Annotated in this window: 21 protein-coding genes; 3 read left to right on the top strand and 18 right to left on the bottom strand. The window is 42.4% G+C overall.

Going from position 1 to position 21,385, the window contains the following annotated elements; genetic code table 11:
- The first annotated feature begins 31 nt into the window (after positions 1-31).
- The gene (recU, locus tag DVB69_RS03725) at positions 32-667 is read left to right on the top strand and encodes a Holliday junction resolvase RecU (RefSeq protein WP_116016679.1); all 636 of its coding nucleotides are present in this window, start codon (positions 32-34) and stop codon (positions 665-667) included.
- Entirely contained in the window at positions 667-3,468 is a 2,802-nt protein-coding gene (locus tag DVB69_RS03720) for a PBP1A family penicillin-binding protein (protein WP_116016677.1), read from the top strand. The genes recU and DVB69_RS03720 overlap by 1 nt, the downstream gene beginning before the upstream one ends.
- A gap of 43 nt (positions 3,469-3,511) precedes the next feature.
- Here DVB69_RS03720 and DVB69_RS03715 read toward each other — a convergent pair whose 3' ends face one another.
- From DVB69_RS03715 to DVB69_RS03645, 15 genes are all read right to left on the bottom strand, one after another.
- On the bottom strand, positions 3,512-3,844 hold the full coding sequence (locus DVB69_RS03715; RefSeq protein ID WP_116016675.1) for a YpoC family protein: 333 nt from the start codon (positions 3,842-3,844) through the stop codon (positions 3,512-3,514).
- Complete coding sequence (gene nth / locus DVB69_RS03710; RefSeq protein ID WP_116016673.1) at positions 3,837-4,487, bottom strand: endonuclease III; 651 nt, start codon at positions 4,485-4,487, stop codon at positions 3,837-3,839. The genes DVB69_RS03715 and nth overlap by 8 nt, the downstream gene beginning before the upstream one ends.
- A gap of 5 nt (positions 4,488-4,492) precedes the next feature.
- Positions 4,493-5,206: a DnaD domain-containing protein gene (locus DVB69_RS03705; RefSeq protein WP_116016671.1), complete on the bottom strand. Its 714-nt coding sequence runs from the start codon at positions 5,204-5,206 to the stop codon at positions 4,493-4,495.
- A 27-nt stretch (positions 5,207-5,233) separates the two neighbouring features.
- Positions 5,234-6,529, bottom strand: coding sequence for an asparagine--tRNA ligase (gene asnS / locus DVB69_RS03700; RefSeq protein ID WP_116016669.1), 1,296 nt, complete (start codon positions 6,527-6,529; stop codon positions 5,234-5,236).
- A gap of 50 nt (positions 6,530-6,579) precedes the next feature.
- On the bottom strand, positions 6,580-7,779 hold the full coding sequence (locus DVB69_RS03695; RefSeq protein WP_116017181.1) for a pyridoxal phosphate-dependent aminotransferase: 1,200 nt from the start codon (positions 7,777-7,779) through the stop codon (positions 6,580-6,582).
- Positions 7,780-7,810: 31 nt separating this feature from the next.
- The gene (locus DVB69_RS03690) at positions 7,811-8,296 is read right to left on the bottom strand and encodes a cell wall elongation regulator TseB-like domain-containing protein (protein WP_116016667.1); all 486 of its coding nucleotides are present in this window, start codon (positions 8,294-8,296) and stop codon (positions 7,811-7,813) included.
- A gap of 79 nt (positions 8,297-8,375) precedes the next feature.
- Positions 8,376-11,150, bottom strand: a complete 2,775-nt coding sequence (dinG, locus tag DVB69_RS03685; RefSeq protein ID WP_116016665.1) for an ATP-dependent DNA helicase DinG — start codon at positions 11,148-11,150, stop codon at positions 8,376-8,378.
- A 217-nt stretch (positions 11,151-11,367) separates the two neighbouring features.
- A complete protein-coding gene (gene panD, locus DVB69_RS03680; RefSeq protein ID WP_116016663.1) occupies positions 11,368-11,748 on the bottom strand; it encodes an aspartate 1-decarboxylase in 381 nt (126 codons plus the stop codon).
- Between the two features lie 4 nt (positions 11,749-11,752).
- Positions 11,753-12,619 carry a pantoate--beta-alanine ligase gene (panC, locus tag DVB69_RS03675; protein ID WP_370452913.1) on the bottom strand — a complete coding sequence of 289 codons (867 nt, stop codon included), beginning with the start codon at positions 12,617-12,619 and terminating at the stop codon, positions 11,753-11,755.
- Positions 12,616-13,455: a 3-methyl-2-oxobutanoate hydroxymethyltransferase gene (gene panB, locus DVB69_RS03670; RefSeq protein ID WP_116016661.1), complete on the bottom strand. Its 840-nt coding sequence runs from the start codon at positions 13,453-13,455 to the stop codon at positions 12,616-12,618. Before panB ends, panC begins: the two co-directional genes overlap by 4 nt.
- Before the next feature lie 239 nt (positions 13,456-13,694).
- Positions 13,695-14,675 (bottom strand): biotin--[acetyl-CoA-carboxylase] ligase, encoded by a 981-nt coding sequence (locus tag DVB69_RS03665; RefSeq protein ID WP_116016659.1) that lies wholly within the window; start codon positions 14,673-14,675, stop codon positions 13,695-13,697.
- On the bottom strand, positions 14,653-15,831 hold the full coding sequence (locus tag DVB69_RS03660) for a CCA tRNA nucleotidyltransferase (protein ID WP_116016657.1): 1,179 nt from the start codon (positions 15,829-15,831) through the stop codon (positions 14,653-14,655). Before DVB69_RS03660 ends, DVB69_RS03665 begins: the two co-directional genes overlap by 23 nt.
- Position 15,832: 1 nt before the next feature.
- Positions 15,833-16,969, bottom strand: a complete 1,137-nt coding sequence (gene bshA / locus DVB69_RS03655) for an N-acetyl-alpha-D-glucosaminyl L-malate synthase BshA (RefSeq protein WP_116016655.1) — start codon at positions 16,967-16,969, stop codon at positions 15,833-15,835.
- 32 nt (positions 16,970-17,001) lie between these two features.
- A complete protein-coding gene (dapB, locus tag DVB69_RS03650) occupies positions 17,002-17,799 on the bottom strand; it encodes a 4-hydroxy-tetrahydrodipicolinate reductase (protein WP_116016653.1) in 798 nt (265 codons plus the stop codon).
- Positions 17,796-18,134 (bottom strand): nucleotide pyrophosphohydrolase, encoded by a 339-nt coding sequence (locus DVB69_RS03645; protein ID WP_233505309.1) that lies wholly within the window; start codon positions 18,132-18,134, stop codon positions 17,796-17,798. Before DVB69_RS03645 ends, dapB begins: the two co-directional genes overlap by 4 nt.
- A gap of 115 nt (positions 18,135-18,249) precedes the next feature.
- Here DVB69_RS03645 and DVB69_RS03640 point away from each other — a divergent pair, with 115 nt between their 5' ends.
- Positions 18,250-19,122, top strand: coding sequence for a YitT family protein (locus DVB69_RS03640; RefSeq protein ID WP_116017175.1), 873 nt, complete (start codon positions 18,250-18,252; stop codon positions 19,120-19,122).
- 39 nt (positions 19,123-19,161) lie between these two features.
- Here DVB69_RS03640 and DVB69_RS03635 read toward each other — a convergent pair whose 3' ends face one another.
- The 3 genes from DVB69_RS03635 to DVB69_RS03625 all read right to left on the bottom strand — a co-directional run bounded on the left by DVB69_RS03635 (position 19,162) and on the right by DVB69_RS03625 (position 21,348).
- Positions 19,162-19,833: a zinc metallopeptidase gene (locus DVB69_RS03635; RefSeq protein ID WP_116016651.1), complete on the bottom strand. Its 672-nt coding sequence runs from the start codon at positions 19,831-19,833 to the stop codon at positions 19,162-19,164.
- Between the two features lie 59 nt (positions 19,834-19,892).
- Positions 19,893-20,510, bottom strand: coding sequence for a lipoprotein heptaprenylglyceryl N-acetyltransferase LhaT (lhaT, locus tag DVB69_RS03630; protein WP_370452912.1), 618 nt, complete (start codon positions 20,508-20,510; stop codon positions 19,893-19,895).
- 73 nt (positions 20,511-20,583) lie between these two features.
- On the bottom strand, positions 20,584-21,348 hold the full coding sequence (locus tag DVB69_RS03625) for a menaquinol-cytochrome c reductase cytochrome b/c subunit (protein WP_116016649.1): 765 nt from the start codon (positions 21,346-21,348) through the stop codon (positions 20,584-20,586).
- Between the last annotated feature and the right edge of the window lie 37 nt (positions 21,349-21,385).

Below are 21,385 nucleotides of genomic sequence, written 5' to 3'. Positions count from 1 at the left end.
TATGATACACTGATGATGTGAGGTGAGTATATTGGCGATACGCTATCCAAATGGCAAAAAATATATACCTACTACGACGAATTCAGTTGCCAAACCAACTTCTTTAACTTTCAGTAATCGAGGGAAAACGTTGGAAGATGAATTGAATGAAAGCAACGAGTACTATACTAGTAGAGGGATTGCAGTCATTCATAAAAAACCCGTACCTATTCAAATTGTCAACGTGCGCTATCCAGCAAGAAGTGCAGCAGTTATTACAGAAGCCTATTTTAAAACTGCTTCCACAACTGACTATAACGGTGTGTGGCATGGGAATTATGTCGATTTCGAAGCAAAGGAGACGAAAAACAAAACTTCTTTTCCTTTACAAAATATACATGATCATCAGGTTGAGCATATGTCCCAAGTACATAAGCAAGGTGGGATTGCATTTCTAATTATACGCTTTTCTCTTTTAGATCGTTATTTCGTAGTACCCTTTAAGAACTTTATCAAAAAATGGACACGCATGATAGATGGTGGCAGAAAATCAATTACACTTGAAGAAATCGAAGAAATGTCAGTTGAAATACAGCCAGGCTATCATCCGCGTCTAGATTATTTACAAGCGATAACCGGCATGGTTGAACAATCAACCGACGAACGAACCGAAAGGCAGGAATCCTAATGGACAATAATACTCCAAATTCAAGGACCGCACGCAGACATCAAGCAGAGGCGGAACAGAAAACGTCACGTAAACATAAAAAAACACCCAAAAAGAAAAAAGGTCTCATTAAGACCATATTTAAGACAATAGTCATTATCGGATTACTATTCTTAGTAGCAGGCGGAGGATTATTTGCGTACTACGCAAGTACAGCACCTGAGTTAGACGAAAGTCTTTTAAAAGACCCACTGTCTTCCAATGTAGTAGATGCAGAGGGCAATGTTATTTACCAACCCGGCACTGAAAAACGTGAATTCGTGCCATATGACGAAATACCAAAAGAATTGGAAGCTGCAATTCTAGCGACAGAAGACGCCAGATTCTATAAACACCACGGCATCGACTTTTGGCGACTTGGTGGGGCGATCATTGCAAACTTCAGAAGTGGTTTTGGCTCTCAAGGAGCTTCTACATTAACACAGCAAGTCATTAAAAACTCGTTCTTGAAAAATGAAAAGACATTAAAACGTAAAGCACAAGAAGCGTGGCTTGCTTTTAAATTAGAGCGTAATTATTCAAAAGAAGAGATTTTTGAAATGTATTTCAACAAAGTTCTAATGTCAGGTAATAAATATGGTTTCGGCACAGGTTCAGAGTATTTCTTCGGAAAAGAACCAAGTGAATTGGGATTACCTGAAATGGCAATGCTTGCTGGTATGCCTCAATCTCCAAATGCTTACAATCCATTTAAACATCCTGAACGTGCTCAAAAACGTCGTGACATTGTTCTTAAACTTATGAACCAACACGGAAAAATCACTAAAGATGAAATGGAAAATGCAAAATCAGTTCCAGTCATGGCTGCTCTTCTACCCGAAGATCAACGTGAAAAAACGACTGGCACTAAATATCAAGCTTATATTGACACTGTAATGGATGAGCTTCAAAAAGCAGGATACAAAGATATTCTAGCTGAAGGCGTAACCATCCAAACAGCGCTCAAACCTGACGCTCAGCTCTCTGTCGAAAAAGCACTTGCAGATGCAAGTAACTTTGAATCTGATACGATTCAAGCTGGTATGACAGTGGTCGATACAAAAACAGGTGAGATTGTAGCAGTTGGTGGAGGACGTAATTACAAGTTATTTAACCACAACTATGCAAGCGACCAAAAACGTCAACCTGGGTCTTCCATTAAGCCGATTCTTGACTATGGCCCAGCCATTGAATACTTGAACTGGTCGACTGGTCAAACAATCGTAGATGAAAAAACAAAAGGGATAAATGCAAATAATGTCGATGGTAGATTTAAGGGTCCAATTACGATGAGACATGCAGTTTATGAGTCACGTAATATCCCAGCTATTAAAACATTCAACGAAGTCGGCACTAACAATGCTAAAGAATTTGCAAATTCGCTTGGCTTACCAATTAAAAAACTAAACCCGTCAGATGCGATTGGCGGAGGTGGAAATGACTTCTCTACTCTTCAGATGGCTGGCGCATTTGCAGCATTCGGAAACGAAGGAATCTACAATGCACCCCATGCAGTGAAGAAAATTATTTTACGAGATGGTAAAACTGAAATCAATCTTTCTCCAGATCCAGTTTCCGCCATGAAGGATTCAACCGCTTATATGGTGACAGATATGCTTCGTGATGTTATGACAAAACCAAATGGAACAGGGTCAAAAGCAAATATTCCCGGCATGGACATTGCAGGGAAAACGGGTACAACAAACTACACAACAAAAGAAAAACAGGATAACAACATCAAAAATGAGAGTGTCCCTGATTCATGGTTTGCTGGGTATACAACCGACTATACGATCGCCGTTTGGGGTGGTCATGAAAAACGCAAGGAACCGATTGTTGGGTTCCCTGGCGGCCGTGATATGCCTAAGGTGCTATTCCGTCAAGTAATGAGCGATATCACTTCTGGTAACAATCCGAAAAAATTCAAAAAGCCTAGCTCAGTTGAGGAGGCTACGATTGTCGCTGGATCACAACCACTTCAGTTGGCAACCAATAGTACACCGAGTAACTTGAAGCAGGATGAACTATTTGTTCGCGGAACCCTTCCTGAGCGCACATATGTAGAACCTGAGCCTGAGGAAGAAGTGACTGAACTTGAAGCGCCTACTGATCTACGTGCAGAGTATGATGCTGATAATCAGGAAATAGACTTGAGTTGGAATCACAAAGAGCCTGATTCTGATGATTTTGATGGAGATGTCTCATTTGCAGTTTCAGTTTCTGTAGATGGTGGAGTCTCCCAATCACTTACAGAAACAAATGACGATTCCTTCACATTCGGCAATGTGGAACCTGGCCATACGTACACATTCTCCGTTATAGCCAAAGCAGGTAGTCTCGTTAGTTCCCCTGCTTCTACAACACTTATGATTCAGGCTACTGAAGAAGAGCCTGAGGAAAGTCCTGATGACCAAGACCAAGGTGACTCAGATCAGGACAATGGAGATGACGATCAAAATGACGGCTCCAACAATGGGGATAATAACGGGAACAACAATAATGGCAACAACAACAACAACAACAACAACAACAACAATAATAACAATAATAACGGCAACAATGGGAATAACGGCAATAACAATGGAAACAATGGCAACAACTCTGGAAATAACGGGAATGGGTCTGACGGAAATAACTCAGAAGATAATGGAGATGGTAACGGCGATGACGGCTCCGGTGACGTCAGTAGCACCCCTCCAAAAAAATCGAGCTCAAATACCGCCAGTTCTACGAAACCTTCTGCAACTAAACCGGAGGAACCAACAGTTACAGACGATAAATGAACCTAAAAAACAGCGACTTCGTATAAACGAAGTCGCTGTTTTTTTAATTGGTGATAAATCGGGAAACCTTCTTCCTCAATTCCGTATAGAGCAAACTTAACTGAATGAGCGCAAAAGGGCTTATCAATTTATCCTTGATGAATTGAAGGCGCTCCTCCCCATTTAATGGTTCCATTTTTGTCCGACGGTCAGAACCACCCACAGGTGCGCATGCTTGAAGTAATTCTTCGTAATTTGCTATAGCAATTATCATCCACTCAGAAGCATTGGGTTGCTTTAGGTCATAAAGCTGTTGTATTTCGGGTTTCAAAGACTCCCATTTATCAAAGTAAGGCATTATTTGGTCTTTCGTTACGGTAGGTTTTGAATTATCCATTTAGCTTCATCCTCTTCTTTCCTTCTCGACATATGGAAAGCAGTGGACATTCCGGACAGTTCGGTTTTTGGGCTTTGCAGTGATATCTACCGAAGAAAATAAGTTGATGATGCGTCTGTGTCCAACGTTCTCTTGGTGTCCACCTCATGATTTTTTCTTCAACTGCCAACACAGAGTCCTTCCATCGATTCATTGCCAATCGCTTTGCAACTCGCTCAACGTGTGTATCGACGGCAAGTGCAGGAACACCAAACGCATTGGAAACGACAACATTCGCAGTCTTCCTACCGACTCCTGGAAGTGTTGTCAGCACGTCGCGATCTTCGGGAACTTCCCCACCGAATTGAGTGAGAAGCATGAGCGACAATGCTTGGATATTTTTTGCCTTGTTACGATACAGACCGATGAAACGAATGTCCTGCTGCAATTCTTCGATAGGAACTTCTAAATAATCTCCTGGTGTTTTATACTTCTGAAACAACTCCGCAGTTACACGATTCACTAGCACATCCGTACATTGTGCGGATAAAAGGGTCGCGATGACCAATTCAAATGCATTTTCGTGCACAAGTTCACAATGCGCATCTGGAAACATCTTATCTATTTCCTCTAAGCAATAGTTCCACTCGGTTTTAGTTAACATTCCACTCACCCATCCCGCTGTTCAAGCCAGTTATATAGCGGAACCCGTTTCACAGTTCCTTGTTCTTTTCCCTGTTTCAGGGATTGTGTAGGGGAACGGAAGGCTTTTGTTTGTTTTTCAACATCTGCCAATGTCGTCACGTTCTTCTTTTTCCACTCAAACAAAATACGATCGATATAACGCATACTTAGTTTTTGAGCTATGACCGCTTCTTTTAAAGCCGCTTTTATAATAGCGATCTCGTGATGATCTTGGTCAATCCACATCGCAATCGTTTCACATTCCATCGGAGAAAGCAGTCGTCCAAATTCTTGTTCAAAAATGTTGAATATTTGTCCTTCGTCTTCCTTTTCTTTCGCTTCAACTGTTTTATGCTGACTCCCGATTTCACATTCCAAAACCGCTTCCCACAAAGGATGTAGCGAAAATTGTTCAAACAGCACTCCATTGGAATCACTAGCTTGGTCAATTTTCAGATATCCCTTTTGCATGAGTCGCTGCAAGACTTTGGATACCTCATTTTCTGTGAGGTTCATCCGTGATGAAAAATCGGAGGGTGTGGGAAACTCAATCTGTTGAGCATGGTAGGCTTCCATTTGTAAAATGAGCATGGCATCTGAATCTTGGATACCTAGTTTTTTATAAGAGTTAAAAAAAAGCTGGGGAATAGTAACATTCCCCTGCTCAATCCACATCCGGAGCCGTTCATCTTGTTGCATATGGCGAACTCCTTCCTTGTTACATTATTAAGGATACAAACGGTTGAGAAGACGTGGGAACGGAATCGATTCCCGTACGTGCTCGACCCCTGAAATCCAAGCGACAGTACGCTCTAACCCTAGACCGAAACCAGAGTGTGGCACTGCGCCATACTTACTTAAATCCAAATACCATTCATATGCAGAAGCATCCAACTGGTGTTCTTCGATCCGTTGTTTCATGAGATCATAATCATGAATACGTTCAGAACCACCAATAATTTCTCCATATCCTTCAGGAGCGATCAAGTCTGCACATAGCACGACATCATCACGATCAGGATGTGGCTGCATGTAGAATGGCTTAATGCCGATAGGATAATTCATGATGAAAACGGGTAAATCATAACTTTCTGCAATTGCGGACTCATGAGGTGCTCCAAAATCGTCTCCCCATTGAATATCATCAAACCCTTCTTTGTGAAGGAACTCGATTGCATCGTCATAACTGATGCGTGGGAAAGGCGCTTGGATTTTTTCCAATTTCGATGTATCCCGATCTAGACGTTCTAGCTCAAGTTTGCAGTTTTGAAGTACGGATTGAACAACGTGTGAGACATATTGCTCTTGTACTTCTAAGCTTTGCGCATGTTCTACGAACGCCATTTCAGGCTCGATCATCCAGAACTCGATTAAGTGACGACGAGTTTTCGACTTTTCAGCACGGAATGTTGGTCCGAACGAAAATACTTTACCTAGAGCCATTGCAGCTGCTTCCATATATAGCTGACCAGATTGTGAAAGATAAGCATCCTCATCAAAGTATTTCGTATGGAATAGCTCTGAAGTTCCTTCAGGAGAAGATCCTGTCAAAATTGGCGGGTCAATTTTAATGAACCCGTTCATATGGAAAAATTCATATGTCGCACGAATGATTTCGTCACGGATTTTCATCACTGCATGTTGCTTACGAGAACGTAACCAGAGATGACGGTGATCCATGAGGAATTCTGTTCCGTGTTCCTTGGGTGTAATTGGATAGTCCTCTGCAACTTTAATCACTTCAATCCCTTTGACCTGCAACTCAAAACCGAAACTTGAGCGCTCGTCTACTGTGACCTCACCCGTTACATATAATGAAGTCTCTTGAGTTAACCCTTTTGCAGTTGCAAAAAGTTCTTCACCAGCATCTTCTTTTACAACAACTCCTTGAACGAATCCGGAGCCGTCACGCAATTGTAAAAATGCTATCTTACCACTTGAGCGCTTGTTGGCAAGCCATGCTCCCATACGTACTGTTTCACCTTCATGATCAGGCATTTCGTGAATCATAATCGTTTTCATAAGAGCCTCCAAATTTTTCTAGGTAATTGAACTACCTAATCAGTTTTCAATCAATCGTTCCATTTAGACTTCACAAATTGGTCAATACGATGTACCGCTTCTTCTAACAAATCGATCGAAGTTGCATAGGATAATCGAATTGTTTCTTCAGAACCAAATCCGCTTCCCGGAATGACCGCCACATTTGCTTCTTCCAACAATGCTTTTGCAAAAGCATCGACGTTTTCATATCCCGTATGTTTTACAGCTTCTGAAACGTCCGGAAGTAGATAAAATGCACCTTGTGGTTTCACCGTGTTAAAACCGGGAATTGCTTGGATTTGAGGATAAATGCGCTCTAAACGGGAGCTGAAACTTTTTCTCATCATCTCAACAGCATCCTGGGAACCATTATACGCTTCAATTGCTGCATATTGTGAAGTAGTTACAGGATTAGATGTCGAATGACTTGCAAGGTTTGTCATCGCTTTTACGACTTCCTCATTTCCTGCAATGAATCCGATACGCCATCCTGTCATCGAATGCGATTTTGAAACGCCATTAATGATGAATGTCCGTGTTTTCGCGTCATCAGAGAGCGTTGCAATTGAAACATGCTTCGCTGTTCCATAGACAAGCTTTTCGTAAATTTCATCTGATATGATCCAAATATCACGCGCTTTACAAACTTCTGCGATCGCCTTTAGTTCTTCTTCCGTATACACCATTCCAGTAGGATTACCTGGAGAGTTCAGAATGAGCGCTTTTGTTTTAGATGTGATGGCTACCTCAATTTGACTGGCCGTCACTTTGAACTCTGCTTCTGCAGTTGCCTGAACGACTACGGGTACTCCCCCTGCAAGTTTAACTTGCTCGGGATAGCTCACCCAATATGGTGCAGGAATAATCACTTCATCAGTTGGATCTAGAATCGTTTGGAACAACGTGTACAACACATGTTTTGCACCAATCCCGATCATGACTTCAGTACGTGTATACGTTAAGCCTTGATCTCTTTCTAGCTTCCCAATGACTGCGTCCTTTAAAGCAGGTAGCCCACCAGATGGTGTGTACTTTGTCTTGCCTTCCTTCATAGAACGCCATGCTGCTTCTAGTATAGGTTCAGGTGTATTGTAATCAGGCTCTCCCGCACCAAGACCAATTACATCAATACCAGATTCTTTCATTTCCTTTGCCTTAGCAGTAATCGCTAAAGTTGTTGAAGGTGAAAGTGTAGATACTCTGGATGCTAATTGCTTCGCCAAGTCCATCGCTCCCTTTACCAGTGCATTCATGCACTTCCTATAAGTTTAAAATCCGCTTTTGCCACACTCCGTCTGAAAATGAGATGTAGACGTAATTCAGTTTGTTTGCCTCATTTTTGAATGCAACTTCCCAAACAGCATCATCGTCTTCCACTCCTAGTTTAACATGGATGAGTTTGTTGACGTCCATTTCACGTTTGACGGCAGATACTGCTTGTTTTGCAGAGGTCCCTTTTGCAAGGACAACCACTTTTGAATCCTCGTCAGACTTTGCTTTCTCGTTTACAAAAACGGCTTTTGCAACTCCCTTGTCATCTTTTCCATAGACGACTGTAAGTGAGGTTGTTCCGTTATAAACTTCCGCACGATCTACTTCCGCTAAAAGGCCAACGTCCAATACTTGGTTGGTCGCATTCTCTTTAAGGATAGAAGCTGGTTCGTAGGCTTTGTAAAAAACAAATGCCGTCATCACCAGTGCAAGTGTGAAGAGAAAAATGATGAAAAATTTTATCCAGTTAATCACGTTTTCACATCCCACTCCAAATGGGTTTCTAAAGACTTGGACGGGCAAACCTATTCGCCAACGTTCAAGTCAGATACACTCATTTATTATAACAATTATTAAGTTCATCTACCATACGTGCAAGTGACACTTTTTTAACAGGCACATCCGGCAATGCTTCCAGGAACTTCTTGCCGTATGATTTCGTTTCAATTCGTCGATCCAAGATGATGAAAAAGCCAGTATCTGTTGATGAGCGAATGAGCCTCCCAAAACCTTGACGCAGTCTTAGAATAGCTTCAGGTAATGCATACGCAGTGAAAGCGTTTTTTCCCATCTTGTTCAGTTGAGCTGTCTTGGCTTTAAACACAGGTTCAGACGGAGAAGAAAACGGTAAACGTACAATGATGATTGCGGATAATGAGTTTCCAGGAACGTCAACCCCTTCCCAGAAACTATTCGTACCGAACAACACTGCTTTTTCATATTGCCGGAATGATTTTAACAACCGATATCTGCTGCCTGAGCTAATTCCTTGGGCGATGAGTGCATAGTCTTCCAACAACCCGCTGTCTGAAATAAGTTCATGGGTTTGATTTAGCATATCTTGCGATGTAAAGAGAACAAAAAGTCTTCCCTCAGTTACCATTACCGTTTGTACAATCGCCTCTGCCACTTCTTCTACATATTCTTGTTGAGCGACTTGCTGAATGTTCGGCATATCATCAATGAGAAAGATTTGTGCTCCCGTATAGAAATGTTCAGGAGCAAGCAACTTCATAACTGACACTTCAGGTCCAACACCTAGTTGGCGTGCTACAAAGTGCTCATCACTTTTCACAGATAGTGTTCCTGACGTCCATATCACGCCTTTTTCGTTAGTGAAAAGTGACTTCAGTGTGTTACGGATCACAGGTGCGCTGTCAATTGGACTCTTGATGACGGTTAGACTTCCCGGAATACTCCTTTGGTCTTGCTCAATCCAAATGGTTCCACCCGGTTCCTGATCAAGGAATAATTCTACCCATTCTCCGATTTTCACACGAAGTTCATCTATCCAATAATGCCATTCTGCAAGAATTGCTTGTTCTTTGTCAGAAAGGCTTTCCACTTCTTGGTCCAACCGTTTGACATATGAGGAAGCATTTCCAACGAAGTCATTCATCGATTGGAACATAGTTTCAAATACAATCCGATCAACAGAGATGTCCTCCAAAGCGACATGAAGTCGACTCCCCTTCACATGACCTCTTTTAACTGATTCTGCCCCTATCAATTCATGGATAGCTACATCAAAGGCCGTAGAGAACTTTTCAAATGTCGACAGAAGGTTGGAACGCTCACGTGAACGATTTAACCTCTTCCGAACTAGGATTTCTTCGATGCGACGACTCACTTGGTCATCTGCCTCTGAACTGATTTGCCCCATTACATATTTCCAATTCGTATAGGAAAAGATGATTTCATTTGTTTTAAAGGCCGCATGAATAAATTGATGGGCTTCATCGACAACGAGACCGCAAGACTCCTCGATAATTTGTTCCTTACTAGATCCCTCACTAAGAAGTAATGCATGGTTCGTAATGACGATATCTGCATGACGGCAATTTTCTAATGCGACTTGATGATAATCCACACCTTGCTCATCTTCCGCTAGAACTGAAGAACGTTTGCGGATACGATCGATATACAGCATACCACCACCTGAAAGATTGAGCTCATTCACATCTCCAGTCATGGTTTCAGTCAGCCAGACCAGGAGCTGCATTTCAGTGAATATATTGTCATAACTCGACTCACCACTTAACAACAGTTCCGCAAACTTCGATAGCGAGATATAATTTGAACGCCCCTTCAACACTGTAGCTTGAACAGGAATAGATAATGCTTTTGAGACGATGCCGATTTCTTCGGCCATAATTTTATCCGCTAAATGATTTGTGTACGTACTTACAATGACGGCTTGTTTAGTTTCTACTGCACGTATCGCTGCCGGCAGTAAATAAGATACTGTCTTCCCGATTCCTGTAGGGACCTCCACCATAATTTCCTTGCCAGTACGCAAAGAATTCCAAGTAGCATCCATGAATTGCAATTGAGCACTCCTGGATTCGTAGGAGGGATAAGCTTGAATGAGCAACTGGTCTTTTTCGTCTTGACTGGTTGGATAGTCAATTTCACGCGTTTCTAGGTTTCGAATGATTTCAGTTTGACGGAAAGGAATGCCACGAAATTGTGAGAGATGCGAGTTAGATGTTTTTCGACGTGTCTCTACTAACGCTAAATAGAAGATCACGGATAGATCAGTTTTCAGAGAAAAAGAGCGCTTATGTAAACGTATTAGAGTTTGTTCTGGCAGATATTTAACTTTTCCCATGCACATTAATAGTAAATACGCTGTCGCCCTTGCATCATCGTCAGCACGATGCGCAGCAGATAGTTCGATACCAAGTTCCTCAGTCAATTCCTTTAGACGATAGCTAACAGCAGAAGGATACATGATTTTCGAGAATTCGACTGTGTCGATCTGCTTTCCCTGCCACTGAGGAATCCCACAACGTCGAAATTCTTTTTGAAGAAAAGTTAAATCGAAGTTGGTATTATGAGCAGCAAACATCCACCCCTCTAATAAGTCTCTCACTTCTTGCGCGATTTCTTCAAATAACGGTGCATCGTTTACCTCAGTGTTTGTAATATCAGTTAGTTCTTGAATAAAAACAGGGATTTTTTGACCTGGATTGACAAAGCGGACATACTCGTTTGTGAGGACGCCGTCTTCAATGAACATGATGGCAATTTGAATAATCCGGTCGCCTTTTTCAGGGGAATGACCGGTTGTCTCCAAATCGACTACTGCAAATTTTAGATTTTCCATGGATTCATCAACTTCCTGTATCGGTTTCCTACTGCAGATTGTACCATATATTCAGTGTAGTCTCTAAAGGAAGGGTGCAAACCTGCAAAAAAATAAAAAAGCTATCCCGAAAGTCAATAGAGACTGACTTTCAGGAAAGCCATTTAATTTTAATTAAGAATGGATAGGAGAATCTCTGGTAAGGCCAAATTGTACAACCTTTATAAGAATACGTTTGTCAAACAATGACGCCATGGGATTCTTGGATGACTTGTTCAATTTTGTTGTGTTCATCCATGAGTAGGACCGTTGGAGCATGTTGCTGTGCTTCTTCGTCTGACATAAGAGCATATGCCAGTATGATGACGATGTCTCCAGGTTGGACGAGTCTTGCGGCAGCACCGTTTACGCAAATCATACCGCTCCCTCTTTTTCCTGGAATAGTATACGTTTCAAATCGTTCACCGTTGTTGTTGTTAACGATCTGTACTTTTTCGTTTACGAGGATATTGGCTTCATCTAGTAAGTCTGCATCGATCGTAATACTTCCTACATAATTCAAATTGGCTTCTGTGACTGTAGCCCGGTGTAGCTTACTTGTGAGCATGGTACGGAACATAATTTCAGCCTTCCCTCTTAAAAATAATATTATCGATCAAACGGGCTTTTGAAAATTGTATAGCGCATGCGATGATCAAGTCTTTCGACACATCGGTCGGTTCTTCCAATTGTGGATAGGTTAGTATGGATATATAGTCCACCGCACCCGATGTCTTTTCCATAAGCGCGTCCGCGACAAATTGTTTGACCACTTCCATTGTGACTCCTTCGCGGACTAAAACTACCGCCTGTTGGATCGCATTGTATATTGCTGGTGCTTCGTTTCGCTCTTGGACGGAAAGATTCACATTCCTCGAGCTTTTTGCCAGTCCATCTAGCTCCCTAACTGTCGGAACACGAACAACGGTTACTGGGCAGTTGAAGTCACGGAAAAATGTTTCAATAATCGCAAGTTGTTGGGCGTCTTTCATGCCAAAGAACACAGTATCCGGCTGCACGATATTTACAAGCTTCAGCACCACTTTCAACACGCCGTCAAAGTGTCCTGGTCGGGATGCACCGCATAATTGTTCGGCCAGAGGACCTGGCACTATACGAATACCGCCGTCTGTAGGATACATTTCCTCAACCTCCGGACAAAATACAATGTCCGCACCCGCTTGTGAAGCAAGTAATACATCAGCATCCAAGTCGCGAGGATACGCTTGATAGTCCTCGCCCGGCCCAAATTGAGTAGGATTTACGAATATGCTAACTGCCACACAGTCATTGTTCTTTTTCGCTTCCTTTATCAACGCTACGTGACCTTCATGAAGAAATCCCATCGTTGGAACAAAACCGATTTTCCGTCTTGATGCCTTCATATCTTGCTGCCATTTGATCATTTTTGAAATTGAGGTTGTGGATTGCATAGGAGTTGTCTCAGTCACTGGTTTCCGCCTCCATACAAGCTCACCAATTCTTCTTCCTTCATCGTAAACTGATGTTTCGTTGCCGGAAACGTCCCCGTTCGCACCGCATTTGTAAATGATGTAATGCCATCTTGAATAACTACTCCAGCATCACTGAAGCTCTCCGCGAATTTCGGTAGACGATGGTTTCCATACTTTACAAGATCATGGAAAACTAGTACTTGGCCGTCTGCTTCTGACCCTGCGCCTATCCCGATGATCGGTATGCTGACTTCTTGGGATAATTGTGACGTCAACTGGTGGGGGATACATTCGACAACAATCATACATGCACCTGCTTGTTCACACAACGTCGCGTCATTTAACAATTTACGTGCAGCATCCGCTGTCTTTCCTTGTACTTTGTAGCCTCCACTAACAGATGCCGATTGAGGGAGTAATCCTAAATGTGCAACGACTGGAATACCTGTATTCGTAAGAAGCTGAATCGTATCCAGTACTTCATCAGCTCCTTCGACTTTAAGCGCATCTGCTCCCGTTTCTTGGAAGACCCGGATAGCTTCGTTCAAGATTCGATCTTGTGACCCCCTAAACGTACCGAAAGGCAGATCAACGACTAGAAACGTATCCTTAGCACCACGTCTAACTGCTTTTCCGTGATGAACCATGTCATCCGAAGTCACATATACGGTCGATGGGTAGCCCAGAACGACCATTCCAAGAGAATCCCCTACTAGCAAAATATCAACATTCGAGTTTTCAGCAAAAACGGCTGTTGGGTAATCATATGCTGTCATCATCACAATTTTGTTGCCCTCAGTTTTCATCCGTTTCAAGTCAGTAATTGTTTTCATTGTTCTTCTCCTCTCCTTATCAGGAGAAAACCAAAACATAAAAACCCTTCCAGTCATAAAAAGACAGAAGGGTTGTGTAGGATATCGTCATAGGTTTCCTCCGTCCCTGTCAATATGATCAAGGCAGATTTATTCAATTGTGTTCATGTACTCATTTTACAGGTGCGATTCAATAGGATATCGCCCACTCACTCACTATAACACCCAATGCAGGTACTTGCCAAATGATTTTTCATTGTTCAGATAATGTGGATATCAGCTGAATAAATTCCTTTTACAGTTCCATCGTCAAGCACTACTTCTAAACGCCCGTCTTCTGAGATACCTCTAGCAGTCGCTTCGTAAGTGTCTTGCAAGGTCGAGATACGAACACGTTTGCCGATGGAGTCTGCGTAGCTTTCCCAAAGGAGTTTAATGGGAGCGAATCCTTTTTCAACATATAGCGTAACGTATAGCTCCAAGTAGTCCAAGACTTTTGCTGTCAACTTTGCACGGCTAACAGGCTTTCCTTCTTCAATGCTAAGAGATGTGGCGATTGTACGAATCTCTTCAGGGAAGTCTTTCAACTGCTGGTTAACGTTCATGCCGATACCAAGGATGATCGATTTGACTCGATCGGGATCTGCTTGTAGCTCTGTCAGGATCCCCGTTAGCTTACGACCTTCTACTAAGATGTCATTCGGCCATTTTATAGTAGGTATTACGTCTGTCAGCTCTTCAATAGCACGTACAATGGCCACTGCAGCGACTAGGGTCATTTGAGGCGCTTGCTGTGGGGTTAGCTCTGGTCGGGTAATGACACTCATCCAAATTCCTTTTCCAGCAACAGAGGACCAAGGACGTGACAATCTACCTTTGCCTGCCGTTTGCTCATCAGCAATGATGACTAATCCATCCGGCGCTCCACTCTGCGCTTCTTCGTGCGCAAGCAACTGTGTGGATGGGCATGATTCAACGTGACGGATGGTACGTCCATAGTTTTTTGTTTGCAAAAACTGTTGGATCGCAGCTGGAACTACTGTATCTGGTGAGGCGATTAAATAATACCCTCTTTTTCGGATCGTACCGATTTCATACCCTTCACTTTCAAGTTCTTTAACATATTTCCAGATGGCCGTTCTGGATATACCATACTCATCCGCCAATTGTTGTCCTGACACTGGATTGTCTTTTCCTGCAGACATCCGTTTAAGTAACTCACTCTTTACATTCGTATTCATGTAAAAACCATTCCTTTATCGAATTGTGGTCGTTCGGAGTTACTTGATATAGTACAGCATGCTCAATAGCTTGAATTGCTTCTCCTAGCCATCGCCCACCACTTCTGCCGGTCCACTCCATTAGCTGTTCACCTTTTACCGCCAACTCTTGCTTGGTATGGATGGGCAATAGGTCCATCGCATTCCTGATCGTATTTTCATCGATTGGTAGTCGAGTGGTTAAGGTCGCAATCAATTTTTCAACAGACATCAATGTCGAACACTCTGCACCGTAATAATCCATGATTGTATAAGATCGAATGAGTCTGATTGAATAGAACTTCTGTACCGACTGTAAAAACAATCGTTCCTTATTGGATAATTTATATGCTTTTACCACTTCAGATGCATCGAAGTCTCCTGCAATCATTAATGATGCCCATCCGTCAAGTGAGTTCTGGAAAGGGGCACACTGTAACCATGAATCCTGCTGAGTAGGATATAAAGGAAGCGCCTCTGACAACTTTGTATCTTCTAGTAACTCCAAGGCTTCGTGAGCAAACAAGCCATTAAACAGTTTATCGAACTCTTGTTTAACTCGCTCAACAGAGAGAGTTTTAATGGAACTGCCAAGTGCAGTAATCGATGCTTTCGTTGAGGATTCCAATTCAAATCCTAACACAGACACAAATCGGACTGCTCGAATCATTCGAAGCGCGTCCTCACTAAATCGTTCACTCGGATTTCCTACTGCCCGGATTGTTTTCTTTGATAAATCTTCTCTCCCTCGAAATGGGTCAACCACTTCCCCACCAATCCGAAGTGCGAGTGCATTGATCGTAAAATCACGTCTCTTCAGATCTTCTTCCAGCGAAGTAACAAAATGGACTTCATCGGGTCTCCGATTATCTGAATAGGTCCCTTCAGTCCGGTAAGTTGTCACTTCAATCGGTTCGCCTGATTCAATGACCAGTACCGTACCATGCTCGGTTCCTAGATCGATTGTATTCGAGAATACCGATTTAACTTGTGCAGGTGTTGCAGAAGTGGCGATGTCGATATCCGTTGGTTCTTTTCCAAGCAGGTAATCTCTAACGGCTCCTCCTACAAAAACTGCTTCATAACCCGCTTCATTCAAACGGGTAATCACTGTACGACTTTGACGAGTTCCAAACATATTAGCATTCCTTCTTTTTCAAATCATAATAAAGCTTTTCATATTGAGCTACAATATGGTCGGATGCGAACTTCCCTTTCACAGTTTCCAACGCATTCTCTTTCATCATTTGATGAACGTCGCTGTCACATAAAATCCGAAGCGTTTTTTCTGCAATCGCGTCTGGATCTCCAATAGGTACTATGTGTCCATTAACGCCGTCTTCAATCACTTCAGGAATACCGCCAGCCGTTGTACCTACTGCAGGTACACCGCATGCAAACCCTTCTAATATTACGAGCCCGAATGCCTCTTTTTCAGAAGGGAGCACCATGACATCACTGATTGATAATAGGTCCGGCAAATCATCACGTCTACCTGTGAATAACACTTCATCGGTAACACCGAGCATGTCAACCAACCTCCGGATCCTAGGCATTTCAGGACCTTCTCCTACCAATAAAAGCTTAGCAGGAACTTTTTCTGTGATTTTCGCGAATGCCCGAATTAAATCTGGTATTCGCTTGACGCTTCTGAAATTCGAAATATGAATGACTACTTTTTCATCTTTCTTAATATCGAAATCCTCGCGTAATGATTCAGATTCTACAGGGTGATACGTTTCTTCATCAATGAAGTTGTAGATTGTCATGATGTCCTTAACCGGTTCAATCAGCTCAATCGTCTCTTTCCTAAGGGAGTTGGAAACCGCTGTTGTGATATCCGATTTATCGATTCCATATTTGACTGTGTTACGAAGAGCAGGATCATGACCCAGAATCGTCACATCTGTTCCATGCAAGGTAGTAATAATTCCAATATCCGATTGGATCATATCTTTCGCCAATACTGCTGAGACTGCATGTGGCACTGCATAGTGGACGTGAAGTAGATCCAAGTGTTGTTCCTCTACAACTTGGCCAATACGATTCGCGAGTGCAATATCATAAGGCGGATACTTGAATACTGCGTACCCATCTATTCTTACTTCGTGAAAGTGGATATTTTCATGCGGCTCATTATATCGAAATGGCAGACTCGATGTAATGAAGTGAATTTCATGACCTTTTTCCGCCATCTTAATAGCGAGCTCTGTTGCTACTACTCCTGATCCTCCTAAGGATGGATAACAAATAACACCTATTTTTAATCGTTCCATCCCATCATCCCTTACTTTATAAATTTTCTTACTTAGATAAGTTGTTCTAACCCATTGATAAATTGTTGGTGACTCACAGATTCACGCACAGCTAGAAGAACCCCTGGCATGAAACTTTTACGGTCAAAAGAATCGTGTCTAATCGTGAGCAACTCGCCTTCTCCACCGAGTAACACTTGCTGGTGCGCAAGCAATCCTGGTAAACGAACACTATGGATTTTCATTCCTTGTACATCTGCCCCTCTTGTGCCATATGCGTTAACTTGCTCATCAGGGTGTCCTTGTAAATGTGGCGTTCGTACTTTTGAGATCATATCGGCTGTTTTAACTGCTGTACCTGACGGAGCATCCAACTTCCGATCATGATGCATTTCAATAATCTCAACATCCCCAAGATAATGTGCTGCTTGTGTGGCAAACTTCATCATCAAAACTGCACCGATTGAGAAGTTAGGAGCCAAAATACAAGATATCCCTTTTTGTTCACTCATCATTTTCAAATGGTCAGTTTCTTCCAGTGTCAGACCTGACGTCCCGATAACAGGACGTATGCCGAGTGTAATTGCTTTTTGAGCATTTGGAAATACGGCTTCAGGGTCCGTAAGATCAAGAAGTACATCGGGTTGTTCCGCTTTTGCAAGTTCGGCAATAGAAGTATACACCCGAACTCCTTCTGACTGCTCTCTAAGTGTTCCTTCATGTATGTACCAACCATCGTATTTATAGTCAAGAGCACCTACAAACTCCATGTCAGGTGCTTCAGTGATTGCTGCTGCTGCTGTACTTCCCATTCGACCACGGGCACCTGCGATTGCAACACGGATTGTCATTCAATTACCCCCTTTTTAGTCCAGCGGTCTGCGTCACGCGTTTTAAACTTATTAAGAACAGTATCCAATGCCTCGGTCAACTCAATCCCTTGAGCGTTCGCAAAACAAATGAGTACAAATAACAAATCACCTGTCTCTTCAGTTAAGGTGCTCGCGCTTTCAGAACTCTTCTTTTTCTTCATGCCATGTACGTGTTGAACTTCTCGTGATAGTTCGCCTAGTTCTTCTGTCAAACGGGCAATAAGCTCCATAGGTGGAAAATACCCTTCTTCAAAACCCGAAATGTAGGCATCCACTTCTTTTTGCATCGTGGTCATCGTTTTCAATTCACTCAACTCGCTCACACCTTTCTTTCTTTATCGTATTCATTCATCTTCCTATTGTCAAAATATATTGGATGGCTGATAATAACACTAGTGCTTTTAGGAGAGTGATGGGATGTTCAAGGAAATGTTCAAGGATATTAAGTTCAAAAATTTGTTTTTCATCGTGCTCGGTTCTGCCATTTTCAGCTTCGGGCTCGTTCATTTCAATATTCAAAACGAGTTAGCAGAAGGCGGATTTACAGGAATTACGTTGATTCTATTTTTCGCATTCAAATGGGATCCTGCCATTATGAACTTAGTGCTCAACATTCCTATGTTCATCATTGGTTGGCGTATGCTAGGAAAACGTGTATTCACCTATACTGTTGTAGGGACAGTCGCAGTTTCTGTTTTTCTAAAGGTGTTCATGAAGTATCAGATTGATATCCATCTTGAAGGGGATATGTTTCTCGTTTCGTTATTTGCAGGTGTCTTTGTGGGAGTTGGACTTGGAATTATCTTCAGGTTCGGAGGTACTACGGGTGGTGTAGATATTATCGCACGTCTTGCACAAATCCATTGGGGTTGGAGCATCGGGAAAACGATGTTCATGTTCGATGCAGCGGTTATTCTAGTCTCTTGGTACGTCTATCTCGATCACCGTTCTGTTATGTACACACTTGTTGCATTGTTTGTTGGTGCCCGTGTCATTGACTTCGTACAAGAAGGTGCCTATGCTGCAAGGGGCGCATTCATCATCTCGGATCATCAAGATGCCATTGCAACGAAAATCGCACTTGAAATGGATCGTGGTGTGACCGTGTTCAAAGGATACGGCCATTTCACAAAAGCGGACCGCAGTATTTTGTACTGCGTCATCGCGAAAAATGAAATTATGAGAATGAAAAATATCATCACCTCAATAGACCCACATGCTTTCGTCTCCGTTTCTGATGTCCATGATGTCATGGGGGAAGGCTTTACATTAGATGATAAGAAACAGCCAATTCCTAGATAAAAAAACGCCCAACGCAGAAACCTTAGCGTTGGGCATTTTTTAGTCCCGATTAAGAAAAATCGTAACTAGACGAAGTAATTCAAGTACTGCTACAGCTGTTGCTGCAACATATGTCATTGCGGCTGCACTTAATACTTTTTTCGCATGAGGCTCTTCTTCGTTCCGAATGATCCCAAGCTCTACAATTTGTGTCATTGCTCTGCTAGATGCATTAAATTCAACGGGTAGTGTGACAATCTGGAAAACAACTCCAACTGCCATCATGATAATCCCGATTCCTAGTAAACTGTTCATGCTCCAGAAGATTATACCCGCCATGATAAAGAACCAACTAGCGTTAGAAGTGAATCCTGCTACAGGAGCAAGACGGTGTCTAAATCTTAGGAACGAATACGCTTCTTTGTCCTGAATCGCGTGTCCTACTTCGTGAGCAGCTACAGCCGTCCCTGCGACAGATGCTTCATGATAGTTCTGGCTCGATAATGCCACAATTTTAGTTACTGGATTGTAGTGATCGCTTAAAACCCCTTGAGTTTCAACGACCTTAACATCTTGCAAGCCATTGTGATCCAAAATTAGACGAGCGACTTGAGCACCTGTCATCCCAGATGTGGAACGAACTTTTGAATACTTGTTATACGTACTTTTAACTTTGAACTGTGCATACAATGGCAACAAAATAATGATGCCTAAATACACTAAGAAATTCAACGATTTCTCACCCTTTCTCTACTCTCTATTTTAAGGTGCTGGAAAGTGACTAGCAACTTTTAAGATACTGGTTGAGTAGGCTCTGTTACAATTTTATGACGACGCTTCCAATTCCATACCGCAAGTATTATACAAGCAATTGATAACCAGAAAGTGAAGTAGCCGATCTTGTCCATAATCTTCATGAGATCACCGTAAATAGGCATTTGTCCAAATACATAATCTATGATGTCATTATGTATCGTCCAAAGAGCTGCTATCATAATCGAAATGACCCCAAATTTATACTTACTCCAATATAGCACTCCCTGTAGAGCCATAGCACCGTGGGAAATTACAAGCATCCAGCCTGCTGCCCCGATTGAACCCACTTCATTCAGTGTGAGTAAGTTCATGACAACTGCCCATACCCCATACTTCACAAGGGTGATGAGCGCAAGCGCTTCGAAGAGTCTGAAATTCGTGTTCAACAACCAGCCAATGATGACAAAACAGAAGAACAGACTAGCCGTTGGGCTATCTGGTACGAATATCCAAAAAATCGGTTTTGTAATTTCCAGTTGCCACATGTACCAGTCATAACCATAGACCGTTCCGATGATATTAATGAACAAAAGAATCCATAGGAACCATTTATGAAATAAGGTCATACGTATCCAAGTTATAGCTAGTTGCAAACTTATCACTCCATGCACTACAGTATGTGATTCTATGTATAAAAAAAGGAGTCAGTTTCCTGACTCCTTTTTGTTATTCTTTTCCTAGATTCGAGATGAAATCTGCCATAGTCGCTAAATCTTCATCAGAACCATCCCATTGACCTGCAGGCATCGAACCTCTACCTTCATGGGCGATTTTCTCGATTTCTTCCGGTGAAAGTCCAGTATCGGTTAGCGGAAGACCCAATCCACCTTGGAACTGATCACCGTGACAACCGATACAGCTGGAACCTTTGTAAAGCTCATAGCCTGGAGCAGTTTCATCAAATTCAACTTCTTCAACGATAGCTCCTTGAGCTGCCGCTTTGTCCCAGTCATGGTTCACTACAGATTCCCATGTGAGATAGAACATTGCCGCAAATGCCAGAAGCATAAAGCCTGTTGGCAATGGACGTTTCCAAGGACTACGCTCTTTCGAAGTATCCATGAAAGGAACGAGCATTAACGCACCAACTGCTAGTCCTGGGACAACAATTGCTCCAATTACGTTAAATGGACCTGACGCAAATTCATACTTCAGCAACTGATACATAAATAGGAAGTACCAGTCTGGAAGAGGAATGTAGGTCGTATCCGTAGGATCCGCTTGACGCTCAAGCGGAGATGGATGTGCAAGTGTAATAATCAAATACCCAGTTAAGAAGATTGCTCCAATCATCCACTCTTTCAAAAGGAAGTTTGGCCAGAAGGCTTCCGTCTTACCCGGATATTCGGAATAGTCTTTAGGTGTGTTGGACATTCTATTCGATTTAATACGTGAATCTCCAACGAATTTCATACCTTTTCCGTGCTGCATCTTGTTCCCTCCTTAGTGAGAAATCAAGGATTTCCAT

It is taken from the genome of Sporosarcina sp. BI001-red (assembly GCF_003384035.1).
In the GTDB taxonomy this organism is placed as follows: Bacteria; Bacillota; Bacilli; order Bacillales_A; family Planococcaceae; genus Sporosarcina.
This window is presented reverse-complemented; position numbering and strand designations above follow the sequence as displayed.